Source organism: Candidatus Alkanophaga liquidiphilum (assembly GCF_053996935.1).
In genome coordinates this window covers 1-14,879 of record NZ_JBMXYC010000024.1, presented here as the reverse complement: position 1 = coordinate 14,879, position 14,879 = coordinate 1, and the positions used below count along the sequence as shown (strand labels likewise).

Here is a 14,879-nt window from a genome sequence, read left to right as displayed (position 1 = left end):
CTGCGTATGAGAAGATACAGAGCGAGACTGATGAGATACAAGATGGGGAGTGGAGCGTGACGCTCGACACGTCCGACGCCGAGCCGGGCATCTACACAGTGCAAGTAGAAGACGAGGACGGCAACATTGATGAAGCGACATTCGAACTACTGCCGCCTGGTGCGACACCGACGCCGGTAGAGGAGACGCCGACACCGACGCCAGTAGAGGAGACACCAACGCCACCGCCGGTAGAGGAGACGCCGACACCGACGCCAGTAGAGGAGACACCAACGCCTTCACCGACGCCGGGCTTCACTGCCGTCTTTACGATTGCAGGCATACTTGCAGTGGCGTATCTAATACTCAAGAGAAGGAAGTAAAACAAGTCATTAACGTGAAAATCTCCTTTAATTTTTCTTTTTTTGTTTTTCAATGCGTTGAGAATTTTTCTGATTTTTCCAAGTGTTTGAAGTTCATAATAACGACAAGTTTCCTGTGACCTTGTCTATCTTCTCGGCCTTTGCGGGTCCTATACCAAGCGCCGTGACTGTGCCTTTGGGGACTTCCGTCAGCCCAGCGTCTTGCACGAGAGCGCACGGCAAGCCGAGAGTTTCCGCCAGCCGCTTCAGCTCTAAAAGCTCCCCAAGAGTAGAAACCCTCAGCACCACTTTCTTCTGCCCGCTACGCAGCCATGCCCGTCTCGCCCGTCTCGGCGCCCGCTCGTAGCTCGAGACTGCGGCGTGTGCCGCTTGCGCCGCTAATTTTCCTTTCGAAAGCTTAAGGTCTCCTCGCATCACTATACACTGCTTGTATTCTTCTTTTGCCGTAAATTTCGCCAATTTCGTGAGCATCTTACTGAGCTATTTTAGGGAGCCGCCCCGCGGCTCATTAGCGGAAGCCCCTCCGCACAAACCACCTCGTGCACCTTTAGCTGGGGTTATGCCATAGCCAAGATTCCGCAAATATTAATTTAATGAGGAGTAGAATAAAAAGTGATGCAAAGCAGCAGCGGCAAGGACGCAGCCCTCGTAGCATTGAGTGTGCTGCTGATTTTCACCATAAGCGCATCTTTCATTTTCCTTCATGAGAAGCAAGTGACCATTGAAAATTTGGAGCGTGAGCTGGCGGCTAAGGAGCGGTTGCTGGCAACTTACGCTCATAATAAGACTTGGCTCCCGCAGTCGAGCCTGGGCGCTGCGAGCGCAAACATTGTTGCTGTGCGGAGCGTTGATAATGTCGGCGTGCTCGGCGGCGTCCGTGTAGAAGTGAAGGAAGGCAACGGCAGAACACTCGTGAACACGAACCCGTTCGTGGAGCCGGACACGCAGTATTCGATAAGAACGGCAGTGGAGGTCGCCGCACGCTTTGTCGGCGTCAATCTTTCGGAAAGGGACGTCGTCGTCTCCTTTGACATAAATGGCACGCTCATCGGTGGACCCTCGGCGGGCGCCGCCACGACGCTCGCCACGATTGCTGCACTTGAAGGCAAGGAAGTAAGATGCGATGCCGTAATCACAGGCACCATCGACGAATACGGGAACATCGGCGCCGTCGGCGGCGTCTTCGAAAAAGCGCTTGCGGCAGAACGCAATGGCATGAGTCTCTTTTTAGTGCCGGAGGGCGAGAGCGTCGTGACTACTTATGAGAGGAAAGTTGAGGAGCGGAGGATATTCGGATTTGTCATAAAAAAAGTCTACTACGTGCCGAAAGAAATAGACTTGAAGGATTATTTCGACGGCAGCATGCAGGTCGTGGAAGTCGGAAGGATAGAAGAAGCGTATAAATACATGATTGAGAGTGGGGCTGCGGAGATTTGAACTCCGGTCACCAGCGCCCCGGGCTGGTAGGATTCCAGGCTACCCTACAGCCCCCTAAGGTTAATGTGTGTCTGACTTAAATTAATGCTTGTTCTAATGACGCATGAGAGCTTAATTGATTCCGCTCTTTTTTGGAGGCAGGAAGTTAGCTGGCGAAAGCTTCTTAAATGCAGTAGCGAATCGAGGGGTGGGGGTAAGATGAAGGAGCAGGTGGAGGTAAGAGCGCTGAAAGAAGGAAGATACGTCCTTGTTGACGACGAGCCTTGCACAATCGTCAGCATGTCGACGTCCAAAACCGGGAAACACGGCGCCGCAAAGGCGACGATCGACGTCATTGGCGTCTTCGACGGGCAGAAGCGCAGAATCGTCCAGCCCGTCACCGCAAAGATCTATGTGCCCATAATCGAGCGGAAGACTGGGCAAGTGCTGTCAATATCCGGCGATATCGCTCAAGTCATGGACCTCGAAACGTATTCGACCATCGAAATTCAGATTCCCGCGGAGCTGCGGGACAAGATAGAACCCGGCAAAGAAATACCCTTTTTACATTACGAAGGGAAATACAAAATAGATATGCGTGTGTAGGGGATTTAATTGCAAGAAAAGAGATATGTGGGGAGAGTTACGCATTACTTCCCTAAGATAAGTGTGGCGGTCGTGGAGCTTGTCAGCGACCTGAAGCTGGGGGACAGGATAAAAATAGAGGGCGCCACGACAGACTTCGAGCAGGAAGTGACCTCAATGGAGATAGAAAAGCAGAAAATAGAGCATGCGAGGGCAGGGCAGTCCATAGGGCTGAAAGTCATAAACAAAGTAAGAGAAAACGACAAGATTTACGTCGTATAGGAGGGGGGCATTACTTGCCCCTGAAGGCAGCTGAAAGGATAAAAGTGGGAGAAGTGATGACCGAGGACGTGGCATACGTCAAGCTACCCGGTATGAGGGACGACGTTCTTGAGGTTCTGCGGACGAGACAGGTCTCCGGCGTCCCGGTAGTCAAGGGCGATGAGGTCGTAGGCATCGTCACGAGGCGTGACCTGTTGAAGAACCCCGAAGAGGAGCAGATTGTCTTTCTGATGCAGCGGGACCCCGTAATGATAAGCCCGGACGCAAGCATAGTCGAAGCCGCCCGTTTACTCGTCAAGCACGGCATCTGCAGGCTGCCCGTCGTCGTGGGCAAGAAGCTCGTTGGCATCATCACCGTCGCTGACATCATCCGAGAAATCGCAAAACTCGGCATCGAAAAGCCTATTGAGAAATACGTGCGACGGGAGTTCCTCGCGCTCTGGGACGAGACGCCGCTTCCCGTCGCCGGACGCATCATGGAGCTCGCAGACGTCAGGGCGGCGCCCGTCCTCGACGCCGAGCTCAAGCTCGTTGGCATCGTCACCGATCAAGACTTGATAAACGCAGCGGTCGTGGAGCACAGCACCGAGAGCGCCGACATGTCGCTCGCTCACGACGAAGACGAGTGGACATGGGAAGGCATGCGGGGCACCATGCGGATTTATTACAGCGTCTCAAAGATAAAACTGCCGAACAAGCTGATCAAAGAGGTGATGGTAAAAGACGTCGTCACTGCAACGAAAAGCTCTACGGTCAGCGACTGTGCGCACAAAATGAGTGCGAACGATTTCAACCAACTGCCTGTGGTTTCCTCACGGATGAAGCTTATCGGAATTCTTCTGGATAGGGACCTTCTTAAAGTCCTGACCTAACATGTCGAAAAAAGAAGAAGACGTTATGGAACTCGCAAGACGCCGTGGCTTCATTTGGGCAGCATTTGAGATCTACGGCGGCGCCTCCGGTTTCTTTGATTATGGCCCGCTCGGCACAGCGCTCAAAAAGAAAATAGAGACGCTCTGGCGGGAGTTCTACACGCTCGGCGAGGGCTTTTATGAGATAGAGACGACGACGCTCGGCATACGCCCCATCTTCGAAGCCTCTGGACACCTTGAGTGCTTCATGGACAAGATGGTGGAATGCAAGAGCTGTAGAGGGCTTTTTCGTGCCGACCACGTCGGCGAGCGCTGCCCGGACTGCGGCGGCGAGCTCTCAGGACCCCAGGACTTTAACCTTATGTTTAAGACGAGAATAGGCGCCGTCTCCGACGACAAGGCAAGAAGTGAGGCATTCTTGCGACCCGAAACCGCTCAAGGCATGTTCGTGAACTTTCCCCGTCTCCTTAGATTCCACAGGAACAAACTGCCCTTTGGGATCATTCAGGTAGGACGAGCTTACCGCAACGAAATCTCACCGAGACAAGGCATCATCCGCCTTCGGGAATTCACGCTCGCTGAGGCTGAAGTCTTCGTGCTGCCGCACGAGAAGAGCAAACACCCAAGGTTCCACGAGGTCGAAAGCGTTACCATGCGCCTCAAGCCGAATTACATGGACGAAGAGCTTGAGACGACGGTGAAAGACGCCGTTGAGAGAAAAATAATAACACACGAGTATCTGGGCTACCACATGGCAAGGGTGCAGCAGTTTTTGGAGAAAATAGGCATACCGCTGGCGAAGCTGCGGTTCAGACAGCACGAACGTGACGAGATGGCGCACTACGCTGAGGACTGCTGGGACGCAGAATTCCTGAGCGAGCGGTTCGGTTGGGTAGAAATCGTTGGCGTTGCAGACCGCGGCGACTACGACTTGCGTGCGCATTCGCTAAAGGCGAAAGCCGACATGAGCATCCCAGTAACAGCGAGCAAGTCGGAAAAAATGGAGGAGGAAGGCAGGAGTCTGAGCGTTTTCCCACACGTCATAGAACCGTCTTACGGAATCGATAGGATAATCTACGCACTCCTTGAAAGCTCGTTCCACAAGGAAGAGGTGCGTGGCGAGGTGCGGCGTGTCCTCCGTCTTAAAACGCATGTTGCTCCCGTGGAGGTTGCGGTGCTTCCGCTGCTTAACAGAGAACCGCTCGTGAACAAAGCACGTGAGGTCTTCCAGATGCTGCGCCGCCACCGCATTTTCGCAGAATTCGACGCCTCCGGGAGCATAGGGCGGAGATACCGCCGCCAAGACGAGATAGGGACGCCGTTCTGCATCACGATAGACTACGAGACGCTCGAGAACGACACCGTGACTATCAGAGATAGGGACTCGATGGAGCAGGTCAGAGTCAGCATTTCGGAGCTGCCTGCGAAGTTAAGCTGCGTCTGCGAGAGCATATTTGCATAGGAACTCGCAGCAGCGGACGCTCGAGCTCGCAGCAGAACGACTGCTGACGGGGGGCATTGAATTACCTGGGGAGGATGAGAGTGAGAATTGCTGTTACTGGACGTCCTGGAATTGGAAAATCTACGGTGATTCGGAAAGTAGTGGCACGGCTGAAAGCCGAAGGCGTCAGCGTTGGCGGGATGCTCTCCTCTAACATAAGGAAGGGAGGGCGGCGGGTCGGCTTTGAGATTCTTGACGTCGCAAGCGGGCGGCGGGGCGTCCTCGCCTACATCGGACTTGAGGGTCCTCGTATCGGGAAATATGGGGTCAATATGCAGGATTTGGAGGGGATTGGCGTCACTGCGATAAGAAACGCAACGCAGTTCGCAGACGTCGTAGTGATAGACGAGATTGCACCGATGGAGATGAAGTCCGAGAAGTTTGCTGCCGCCGTCGAGGGAGCTTTGATCAGCAAGAAGCACATGTTCGTCTCCGTCCATCACAACCTCAGACACGAGCTTGCGATGCGAGTGAAAGAAGAATTCGAGCTTTTTGAGGTAACAATCATGAATAGAGAGGGGCTTCCGGAGCTTATTTCTGAGAAATATTTGCGTGCGCTTAGGGCGTAGCGCCGAAATGCAAGTAGCCTCTTAGCTTTATTTCCTCTCTTCTGCCGTTCCTTATGTAAATTCCTTCGTTCAAGCGTTTCACTTTGCCTATTACGCTTATTTTTGTTCCTATTGCCTTTCTAACCTCTTTAAGAGCGTCCATGCCGTCACGACGCACAGTGAAAAGCAATTCATAGTCGCCGCCACAGTATAAAGCAAGCTCCAAAGCTTTTTCGCCGAGAACTTCCCTTAGCTCCTTCAGTACAGGAATCCTCTCCGCATGAATCTCGAAGCCGACGCTGCTGCTCCTCGAAAGCTCGTGTAGGGATTTCGCAAGTCCGTCGCTCACGTCCATCATCGAAGTTACCACGCCCGTCTCTGCAAGCGCAATCCCTTCCTTAACCCTTGGCACGGGCTCTAAAAGGGCTTTTTTCGCGACCTTCTCAACGCTCTGCGGCAGTGAAGACATAACAATGCCTTTTAGCAATTCTAAGCCGAGTGCAGCATTTCCGAGGTTGCCGGTGACGCAAACGAGGTCGTCGACGCTCGCCCCGCTCCTTTTTACTAACTTGCGCTTATCGACGACCCCCAGGCAAGTTCCGACGAGCGTGAGTTCATCACTCCTCACAACGTCGCCGCCCACCACGAAAACATCAAACCGCTCCGCACAACTCTCCATGCCTCCCGCAATTTCCTCCACGAACGAGCCTTCAGTGTTTGGAGGAATACCCATAGCAACCGTGAACGCAAACGGACGGGCGCCCATGGCGGCGATGTCGCTTAAATTTGCGGCGACTACGCTCCAGCCCATCTGGAACGGCGTCATACCCTCCGGGAAGTGCGTTGAAGCCCGCATCCCGTCGGTCGTCACGACGAGGTATTTTCTGAGAAGCTCGCCGCACTCAAGCACCGCACAATCGTCGTCCCCGGCGCCTAAAACCACCGGGGGGTAACGGCGTCTGAACTTGCGTGCAATTTTTTTGATGAGTTCCAACTCGCCTACTTCCTCGACCTTCATTCTTGACTCAACTATCCTTTTTCTTCCTTCTTTTTAGGAGTTAAGATTTGAGAGAGCCAATATGGTAGGTGACTAAAATGAAAAGGTAGAAGCATTGGGAGTCATAAGCAAAAACGAGGGCGATGTATGAAATAGTCAGGAAGAAGGAATTAGCGCCAAACATTAAGCAGCTTGAGGTTTTTGCGCCGCTGGTGGCGAGGCGGGCAAGAGTGGGGCAGTTCGTCATTTTGAGGGTTGACGAGCGTGGTGAGCGTATCCCTCTAACAATTGTCGCTGCTGACTCTGAGAAAGGCACCGTGACGATAATTTTCCGAGAGGTTGGGAGGACAACGAAGAAACTCGGTAGGCTGCGAGAGGGCGATTACATCCTTGACTTCGTCGGTCCTTTAGGCGTGCCTGCGAGCATTAAAAAATACGGGTGCGTGGTGTGCATCGGCGGCGGCGTCGGAGTCGCACCCATATACCCAAGAGCGAGCGCGTTGAAAGCCGCCGGGAATTATGTGATTTCGATAATCGGAGCACGGACTAAAGGCTTGCTTATTTTGGAGGAAGAGATGCGGGAGGTGAGCGATGAGCTTTACGTGACGACGGACGACGGCTCTAAGGGGCGTAAGGGCTTCGTCAGCGATGTTTTGCGGGACCTGCTTGAAACTGCAGCGGCGGGACGGCGTCAGAGAATAGACCTCGTAGTGGCAGCCGGACCTGTGGTAATGATGAAGGTCGTTGCTGGCGTCACACGAGACTACGGGGTGAAGTCGATAGTGAGTTTGAACCCGATAATGGTCGATGGGACGGGGATGTGCGGCTCCTGTCGTGTGACGGTCGGCGGCGAGATTAAGTTCGCCTGTGTCCACGGTCCGGAATTCGATGCGCACTTCGTCGATTTCGACGAACTCCTCGCACGCAACGCAAGATATCTGGAAGAGGAACGGCTGGCGCTGAAGCTGTTTGAAAAAGAGACTGGACGGGGTGAGTGAATGCAGGCAAAGGCGAAAGAAGAGGTCAGAAAGACAAAATACCCAATGCCAGAGCAGGACCCGAGGGAACGAATAAAAAATTTTGAGGAGGTTGCTCTCGGCTACGACGAGGAGACTGCGGTGAAAGAGGCGGAGCGTTGCCTGCAGTGCGAACGTCCGGGGTGCGTACAAGGCTGTCCGGTCGGCATTGATATTCCTGCATTCATAAAGGCGATACAGGAGCGAGATTTCGATGGGGGTATAAAAATAATAAGAGAGAAGAACGGTCTGCCTGCAGTCTGCGGACGTGTCTGCCCTTATGAGAACCAATGTGAGGGGCTCTGCTGGCTAAGAGTCGGATGCTCGAGATTTATGAGGGAGGAGGCGAGACGTAAGCTCGAAGAATATTTGGAAAGGCATGGACTGGTCAAATACAGGAGAGAAGCCGTGGCGATAGGAAGACTGGAGCGGTTCTTAGCCGACTATGAGATGAAGAAGAGGAAAAAGGAGGGGCATGCCGCTAAGCGTGGCGCTGGCGTTGGCGGCAAGCGAGAGCGACTGCGGCGTGTAGCTGTAGTCGGTTCAGGACCGGCAGGGCTGACGTGTGCCGCCGAACTTTCTAAGCTCGGTTATGAGGTCGTGGTCTTTGAAGCATTGCACGAACCCGGCGGCGTCCTAATTTACGGTATTCCGGAGTTCAGACTGCCAAAACGCATCGTCAGAGCTGAGGTCGAGCGGCTGGAGGAGCTGGGCGTGAGAATAGTAACAAACGTCGTCGTCGGCAAAACGATTACCGTCGAGGAGCTTTTGGAAAGTTTCGGAGCGGTCTTCATAGGCACGGGTGCCGGGCTTCCCTCCTTCATGGCCATACCGGGCGAAAATCTCAACGGCATCTACTCCGCAAACGAGTTCCTCACAAGAATAAACCTGATGAAGGCTTACAAGTTCCCAGAATACGATACGCCAATACGTATAGGGAAGAGGGTTGCGACCATAGGCGGCGGGAACGTGGCTATGGACTGTGCACGCTGCGCCCTCAGACTCGGCGCCGAAGAGTCCATAATCGTGTATCGGCGGACGGAGGCAGAGATGCCGGCTCGTGCCGAAGAGATAGAGCATGCTAAGGAGGAGGGCGTGAAATTCATGCTGCTCACCGTCCCCAGGAGGTATATAGGAGACGAGCGCGGCTGGGTGCGGCAGATGGAGTGCGTGCGCATGCGTCTCGGCGAGCCTGACGCTTCGGGGCGGCGCCGCCCCATCCCCATCGAAGGCTCAGAGTTCATGATGGACGTGGACACCGTCATCGTGGCGATAGGGCAAAGACCAAACATGCCGAGCGTTAAGGGCTTGGCGGTGACGAAACGCAGCACCATCATCGTTGACGATGAGGGGAAAACTTCCGTGGAGGGCGTTTTTGCGGGCGGAGACATCACTACCGGCGCTGCCACCGTGATTTCAGCGATGAGCGCCGGCAAGAAGGCAGCATTCGCCATCCACAAGTATCTTACAAGCCTTACAAGCCGCCAAGACTACCATTAACTTTTTATATGAAAGTAGGCGTTGTGGAGTGTGGAGCGATAAGCACTGAGATAAGCAAAAGAATCATCTAAAATGAACGAAGCTTTCCATCTTGTTCAATTCCATGAGATTATAGGCTGTCGCCCGCATCCTAAACGTTGTTTTTCAACACCTATCTTATATTTTACAACGATTCTCCTATGATAAACGTTATAAAAGTTCATTGTTGCCCGTCCACAGCTGTATCTTCACTTGCTTTTAGTATAGTATCCATCAAAATGGTAAACTTTTATTTTAAAGTATTCAAATACCTATCTTGTCATATATTTTATCCATGACAATCCAGGTCTCATTTAAAAACCATCTTTTTTAAACCCAGGATTTTAATTCTTTTCAAGGTTAGAATACACTTTTAACAGAAATTCTCTCTATAAAACTTTCAAAACCAACGAATTCCTAACCCCGATTCTATCTTCTGTATCCTAACACATTTAAGTTTTCATCAATCAATATACTATTCTTATATTCGTTTTTGTAATACGCACCCCCGGGGGAGGATGCTCAAACTCTGTCTGCGTATATGTTTCAAACACAAAGATGGTCTTATGAGCAGTTTTTCCTTTGTATTTTATTTTGTTTATTTTTTCAATTTCAAACCTTGTAAGGGTCGCACTACCTAAATGTCCGCTCCTCCGCTTGATCCCCGAATCTGTGATATTTTTAATCTCTCTTATAACAATCCCCAAATTTTTGTTTCATCAATCATAACCAATCGCTTTTCACAAAATATTCAGCCAATTTGTCTCTAGTTTTCAGATATAAATAAGCAGTTGAATTATAAATGTTTCCATGTAGCACTGCAACCACATTGTATTTCTCCATAATTTCATTTAATATTTTTTCTGAAAAACTTTCCTTGGAGTCTATCCGGATAAAATTATTCTTCTTCCTCGCTGAAAAAGCCCCTGGGAAGTCCTTTTTTAAATCTTTTTCACCTCCAAAAATCCTTTTACTTGCCTCCCAAAAACTCTTATCAATCTCTTCCCCACAGGGATGCATAATCACACAGTTTTTATCAACATAAATAATGTCCGCCGCTGGAGGGGTCCCTCGTATATGGGTATATTCATGGGTTATTATGGGCACTAACGGAAGTGCATACAAGTATCCTCGCTCATTAACCTGCAGGCATTTCCCATGAACAATACCAGTGTTCCACATCAGAGGATTAAGAGCATAATACTGACCATCTTTGATTATTTTTAACTGCACGTCAAGCTCTGCAAATCTTTTAACAAGTTCCTTCAATGCTTTATAGAGGTTTCTTTGTCTTTCCTCCTCCCTCAGAACCCCCTCCTTAACTTCCTTATCTCTTAAATTTATTCCTCCTTTCATCGACTGAAAATAACTCCTGTAACACTCTAACGCTTTTTTCATGATTCTTTCAGAGACATCCTCCTCATCGTTAAACACTTTTTCTGAGATCTCGGCAAAAACATCTCGCATGCATTTTTTAAAATCGTCTCTACAATCTGAAACATAATCCCCTGTGTTTTTAGGGGAATTAAAAAACTGCTCCTCATAACCGGGAACCATTCTTTTCATACTATCCTATCCGATATTTCTTCAAATAACTTTTCTTTCATTGTTATAACATGTTTTTAAACCTGCAATTTGTCTGGTGCTACCTTATTAACCGCAAGATAAGCGAAATTTCGGAGCGTTAGCGGCGAAATTTTGTTTATCGTTCCGGGGATATGTGAAGTTTGCCGAAGTCAAATTTGGGCTCTGTAAGAGTTACATATCCATCTGTTAGGCGAAGTGCAATTAAACTTTATCTTCATCCTTAAAATCACCCCGACCAGTATGTACAATTACTTCTGCAATTCGGGCCTCCTTTAGTTTTTTTATGTCCTCTACAGGAATTTTAAGTCTTTCTCCACCAAGAGAAGTTGTCTCCACATAGCTGCTAATTTTTGATCTCCCTGACCATACAAGTTTGCTCTTGTTTTTCGTGTAGAGGTTAACGGTAACTTCTATAGGTATGTTTTCAAATAGCAAAAACCTATCTTTTTCATCAAAGAATTTAATGTCTACTTCAACACCTTTAAATTTTGGATATGAAGCGAATGAGATTTTCTTCCTGTCATGTCTCCGAGAGAAAGAGTATACGTTCTCCCCTTTTGTGATCTGAAATTTTGTTTTCATCATCATGGTTTATTATCCAGAAGTCTCTTTCGCTTGAGATAAATGCGATCTCTTTGCCGTCTGGGCTCTAATCAAAAGCTTCTACATCTTCCGTTATTAGTTGTTTCTCATTGCTTCCACAGTAAGCATAGAACTATTTGTAACTTCTCCCGCTTCCACAGTGATGTAGAACCATCCTTCCCTATCTAATGCATGTTTTCTAAAGAGACGTACACATCCATCATAATCCACTTCCAATACTCCATCAATTGATGGTCCACTTAGCGCTCTACGCCAATCATCAGGTTCAAGTAAATCATCCGTAACTCTTTTTAGAGATGGATAGTATTTTAATTCCATTTTTGATCCCGAAGAATAATAGTCCGCTCTTCCTATACACCGTGGACGCGTAGCCTTAATTCTGATACCTATTATTTGGTTTTTATCCATGTAAATGACTTTTGATGCTGAGACATTACCACTCCAGTTATAATGGGGTTTAAAGTGAAGTTTAACCGTCACGTTGATGTATCCTGCCTCTCCCTCGTTTCTGATCACTAACTTGGGGAAGTAGTAATGTTTATATGAGGTGCAAAGTTCACTCAAGGCAAATGGAACTGTATCGATTCGTGGTTTCGGTGCAGAAGAAGAGAATGGAAATATATCTTTTAAATAAGCATTTGGAGACTCACTTGGCTTTTTTCTCTCTGCTTCTGAGTTTGTTGGAGAAATGGAAGGCGGCATGATCTTTTCAACACATCCACTAAGTAAAATCGCCACAATTACCACGGCTGTTAGAATTGCTCCAATGGCAAATGCCTTCCTTAGCATATTTTCACCTCCTTTGCATTTCGCCTAACGGTTTGCGGAGATACGAAGTTCGGCTTTGCCGAATTTAGGCGGAGCGAAGCGTAGTCTTTTACACCGTGTCATACGCTGTTGGTCGCTTATCATTTTAAATTTTTTGACTTGATCTTTTCTAAAGCTTCTTTCGCAGCTTCCCGTACCGCAGGGTTAGGATCGTGCTGAATTGCATAGCGTAAAGGTTCAATAGCTTTTGGATCGCCGTGCAAGCCCAAATCTATTGCTGCTCCCATTCGCACAAAGGGATTCCTATCATTTTGGAGTGCGTGGATTAATTGTTCAACGGTCTTGAATTTACCCTCGGCAAACCTGCCAAGTCCCTCTCGAACATACTTAATTCCCATTATCTTTATTCCCAATTCCCATTATCTTTATTATCTTTTCTAGAGTTTCTACTGCTTCCCATCGAAGTATCGTTATTCCCGTTATCTTTTGTAGAGCTTCTGCTGCTTCCCATCGAACGGCCTCCCGCAAAGGATCGACAGGATACCAATATGTTTTGTCCTTCAAGGTCTGAATGAGAGGCTCTACCGCTCTCTTATCTCCTATCTCTCCAAGAGCACTTGCTGCTCCCAATTGAACAAACTCATCTTCATCCTTCAAGGCCTGAATGAGAGGTTCTACTGCCGGTTCTCCCAACTTTGGTAATTCACTCCATTTTCGCTGTGCGATTAGGTAATAAACCTTCTCCGTATCATCTCCAGGCTTCCAGCCCATTTTGCCAAGAGCCTCTGCTGCTCTCTCTCGAACATACCATTTGTCCTTTAAGGCCCGAATGAGAGGCTCTACCGCTCTTTCATCTCCTATCTCTCCAAGAGCCCATGCTGCTTTCTTTCGAACATCACTATTTTTGTCCTTCAAGGCCTGAATGAGAGGTTCTACTGCTCTTTTATCTCCTATCTTTCCAAGAGCCCCTGCTGCTTCCTCTCGAACAAACCCATCTTCATCCTTCAAAGCCTGAATGAGAGGCTCTACCGCTCTCTTATCTCCTATCTCTCCAAGAGCCTTTGCTGCTTCCCTTCGAACATGCCTATCTTTGTCCTTCAAAGCTTGAATGAGAGGCTCTACTGCCGGTTCTCCTATCTTCCCAAGAGCCTCTGCTGCTCCCCATCGAACACCACTATCTTCGTCCTTCAAGGTCTGAATGAGAGATTCTACTGCCGGTTCTCCTATCCTTCCAAGAGCCTCTGCTGCTTCACTTCGAACATCTCTATCTTCATCCTTCAAGGCCTGAACGAGAGGCTCTACTGCTCTTTTATCTCCTATCTTCCCAAGAGCCTCTGCTGCTTCACTTCGAACATCTCTATCTTCATCCTTCAAGGCCTGAATGAGTGGCTCTACTGCCGTTTCTCCTAATTCTGGTAATTCACTCCATTCTCGCTTTGCGATCAGGTAATAAACCTTCTCCGTATCATCTCCAGGCTCCCAGCCCATTTTGTCAAGAGCCTCTGCTGCTTTACTTCGAACACCCCAATATTCATCCTTCAAAGCCTGAACGAGAGGTTCTACTGCTCTTTTATCTCCTATCTCTCCAAGAGCCTCTGCTGCTTCCTCTCGAACATACCGATATTTATGTCGTAAAGCTTTTATCAATCCTTTAACGTTCTTCTTCTCTTGCAGCCTTTCCACATTCGGCTTGAACAACCCATCAAATATTCCCATCTTCACACCTCCTAAGTCTTAGTGCGACCAATTGTGTATAACGTCCGGCGGGTATGCGAAGCCCGTAAGGGTTTGGGTGAGCGAAGCGAACCGCATACCCGCTGTTAGGCGACGTTGCCATTAAAACTTCTACCATCGGCATCTCTGGTGATCTTGGATTTGGAATGACCTTCCTTGTGCTTGGGTCAACTATGAGGTCTAACTGCTCAAGTATTATTTGTCCTACGAGAGGTTGGGCGCCTTCGGGCTCTGCCAGAACGTTAAATTCGCCCGCCCTACCGCACATTTCCACAGTTACAATGCCATAAATCGATTTGATTTCCGTTTTGTTGTTCGCATATCTTACTTTTACTTCTCTCATCTTTTTTAAACGGAGTTCGTCGATGACATTTTGAGGTAAAACAAGCATAGTTGCTCCTGTATCAATAACAGCCTCGATCTCGATTGCTCTTTCCGGCTCAAAGACATTTATGACCTTTATTTTCTCAACCACTTTTCCCATTCCAATTCCCCCTTTCACTAATCGTTACTATAATACCCAAGCATCTTTTTAAACCCTTTTGCAATGTCGCCTAATGTTTTGCGGGCATGCAAAGTTGCCCGATTGAGCAATTTGAGTGAGCGAAGTGAGCATAAGCGAGCGGAGAGTCGGGCGATGCGGCATCATTTTGTTAACTCCTTCAATTTCTTTAAGGTTCTGTATTCCTCTTTTGTTTCTTTCCATTCTTTAATTATATGCTCGATTTTTTCCTTCAATTCTTCAGAAGACATATATTTTGCCTCATCACAATTGACATTTTTTGATGAAAAGAATTTGTAAATTTCCTTCAATGGATTTTCCTGCCGAAATTCTATAACTTTTGCTCCTATTTTCTCAAATTCTTTTATCATCATTTCCGTTAATCTATCAATCAAAAATAGATCAACTTTCCTAGCTAATGCTTCATCTCCAATCTCTGGATTCCCTATTCCCAATAATTTTAATTCAATGATTATAGGTTCTTTATTTCTGTTGAATACAATAGCATCAATTTCTCTGTTTTCAACCAACCCTTTCTTTTTCATCTCATCAAAATTAAGATTTAATCATCCTCTGAATCCCAAGAAT

The 14,879-nt window shown here is 48.5% G+C and carries 18 protein-coding genes and 1 tRNA gene; 9 read left to right on the top strand and 10 right to left on the bottom strand.

Features of this window, described 5'->3' with window-relative positions:
• On the top strand, window positions 1-362 hold a 362-nt coding region (locus ACXJJA_RS03155; protein WP_456486775.1), incomplete at its 5' end, for a PGF-CTERM sorting domain-containing protein.
• A 93-nt stretch (window positions 363-455) separates the two neighbouring features.
• On the opposite strand, the gene pth2 is transcribed toward ACXJJA_RS03155, so the two are convergent.
• Window positions 456-833: a peptidyl-tRNA hydrolase Pth2 gene (pth2, locus tag ACXJJA_RS03150; protein ID WP_456486774.1), complete on the bottom strand. Its 378-nt coding sequence runs from the start codon at window positions 831-833 to the stop codon at window positions 456-458.
• 144 nt (window positions 834-977) lie between these two features.
• Here pth2 and ACXJJA_RS03145 point away from each other — a divergent pair, with 144 nt between their 5' ends.
• Entirely contained in the window at window positions 978-1,799 is an 822-nt protein-coding gene (locus ACXJJA_RS03145) for a S16 family serine protease (RefSeq protein WP_456486773.1), read from the top strand.
• Here the strand turns inward: ACXJJA_RS03145 and ACXJJA_RS03140 are convergent.
• Window positions 1,781-1,853: transfer RNA gene (locus ACXJJA_RS03140), tRNA-Pro, on the bottom strand. The genes ACXJJA_RS03145 and ACXJJA_RS03140 overlap by 19 nt on opposite strands.
• A 144-nt stretch (window positions 1,854-1,997) precedes the next feature.
• Between ACXJJA_RS03140 and ACXJJA_RS03135 the strand changes: the two genes are divergently transcribed.
• The 5 genes from ACXJJA_RS03135 (at window position 1,998) to ACXJJA_RS03115 (ending at window position 5,587) form a co-directional block, all read left to right on the top strand.
• Window positions 1,998-2,384 carry a translation initiation factor IF-5A gene (locus tag ACXJJA_RS03135; RefSeq protein WP_456486772.1) on the top strand — a complete coding sequence of 129 codons (387 nt, stop codon included), beginning with the start codon at window positions 1,998-2,000 and terminating at the stop codon, window positions 2,382-2,384.
• A 9-nt stretch (window positions 2,385-2,393) separates the two neighbouring features.
• Window positions 2,394-2,645, top strand: a complete 252-nt coding sequence (locus ACXJJA_RS03130) for a translation elongation factor-like protein (RefSeq protein ID WP_456486771.1) — start codon at window positions 2,394-2,396, stop codon at window positions 2,643-2,645.
• Between the two features lie 14 nt (window positions 2,646-2,659).
• Window positions 2,660-3,517: a CBS domain-containing protein gene (locus ACXJJA_RS03125; RefSeq protein ID WP_456486770.1), complete on the top strand. Its 858-nt coding sequence runs from the start codon at window positions 2,660-2,662 to the stop codon at window positions 3,515-3,517.
• Window position 3,518: 1 nt separating this feature from the next.
• Complete coding sequence (gene glyS / locus ACXJJA_RS03120) at window positions 3,519-4,979, top strand: glycine--tRNA ligase (protein ID WP_456486769.1); 1,461 nt, start codon at window positions 3,519-3,521, stop codon at window positions 4,977-4,979.
• A 74-nt stretch (window positions 4,980-5,053) separates the two neighbouring features.
• The gene (locus ACXJJA_RS03115) at window positions 5,054-5,587 is read left to right on the top strand and encodes an NTPase (protein ID WP_456486768.1); all 534 of its coding nucleotides are present in this window, start codon (window positions 5,054-5,056) and stop codon (window positions 5,585-5,587) included.
• On the opposite strand, the gene thiL is transcribed toward ACXJJA_RS03115, so the two are convergent.
• Window positions 5,577-6,584: a thiamine-phosphate kinase gene (thiL, locus tag ACXJJA_RS03110; RefSeq protein ID WP_456486767.1), complete on the bottom strand. Its 1,008-nt coding sequence runs from the start codon at window positions 6,582-6,584 to the stop codon at window positions 5,577-5,579. The genes ACXJJA_RS03115 and thiL overlap by 11 nt on opposite strands.
• Before the next feature lie 122 nt (window positions 6,585-6,706).
• On the opposite strand from thiL, the gene ACXJJA_RS03105 reads away from it, so the two are divergent.
• Both ACXJJA_RS03105 and gltA read left to right on the top strand, forming a co-directional pair.
• Complete coding sequence (locus ACXJJA_RS03105) at window positions 6,707-7,561, top strand: sulfide/dihydroorotate dehydrogenase-like FAD/NAD-binding protein (protein WP_456486766.1); 855 nt, start codon at window positions 6,707-6,709, stop codon at window positions 7,559-7,561.
• Window positions 7,562-9,079: an NADPH-dependent glutamate synthase gene (gene gltA, locus ACXJJA_RS03100; protein ID WP_456486765.1), complete on the top strand. Its 1,518-nt coding sequence runs from the start codon at window positions 7,562-7,564 to the stop codon at window positions 9,077-9,079.
• Window positions 9,080-9,820: 741 nt separating this feature from the next.
• Here the strand turns inward: gltA and ACXJJA_RS03095 are convergent.
• The 7 genes from ACXJJA_RS03095 to ACXJJA_RS03065 all read right to left on the bottom strand — a co-directional run bounded on the left by ACXJJA_RS03095 (window position 9,821) and on the right by ACXJJA_RS03065 (window position 14,836).
• Complete coding sequence (locus tag ACXJJA_RS03095; RefSeq protein WP_456486764.1) at window positions 9,821-10,663, bottom strand: hypothetical protein; 843 nt, start codon at window positions 10,661-10,663, stop codon at window positions 9,821-9,823.
• A 222-nt stretch (window positions 10,664-10,885) separates the two neighbouring features.
• Window positions 10,886-11,272, bottom strand: coding sequence for a hypothetical protein (locus ACXJJA_RS03090; protein ID WP_456486763.1), 387 nt, complete (start codon window positions 11,270-11,272; stop codon window positions 10,886-10,888).
• 90 nt (window positions 11,273-11,362) lie between these two features.
• Window positions 11,363-12,076 carry a hypothetical protein gene (locus ACXJJA_RS03085; protein WP_456486762.1) on the bottom strand — a complete coding sequence of 238 codons (714 nt, stop codon included), beginning with the start codon at window positions 12,074-12,076 and terminating at the stop codon, window positions 11,363-11,365.
• Window positions 12,077-12,195: 119 nt separating this feature from the next.
• Complete coding sequence (locus ACXJJA_RS03080) at window positions 12,196-12,468, bottom strand: HEAT repeat domain-containing protein (protein ID WP_456486761.1); 273 nt, start codon at window positions 12,466-12,468, stop codon at window positions 12,196-12,198.
• Window positions 12,443-13,771, bottom strand: a complete 1,329-nt coding sequence (locus tag ACXJJA_RS03075) for a HEAT repeat domain-containing protein (protein WP_456486760.1) — start codon at window positions 13,769-13,771, stop codon at window positions 12,443-12,445. Before ACXJJA_RS03075 ends, ACXJJA_RS03080 begins: the two co-directional genes overlap by 26 nt.
• Complete coding sequence (locus ACXJJA_RS03070; protein ID WP_456486759.1) at window positions 13,758-14,273, bottom strand: retroviral-like aspartic protease family protein; 516 nt, start codon at window positions 14,271-14,273, stop codon at window positions 13,758-13,760. Before ACXJJA_RS03070 ends, ACXJJA_RS03075 begins: the two co-directional genes overlap by 14 nt.
• Window positions 14,274-14,434: 161 nt before the next feature.
• Window positions 14,435-14,836 carry a CfrBI family restriction endonuclease gene (locus tag ACXJJA_RS03065; protein ID WP_456486758.1) on the bottom strand — a complete coding sequence of 134 codons (402 nt, stop codon included), beginning with the start codon at window positions 14,834-14,836 and terminating at the stop codon, window positions 14,435-14,437.
• Window positions 14,837-14,879: the final 43 nt, after the last annotated feature.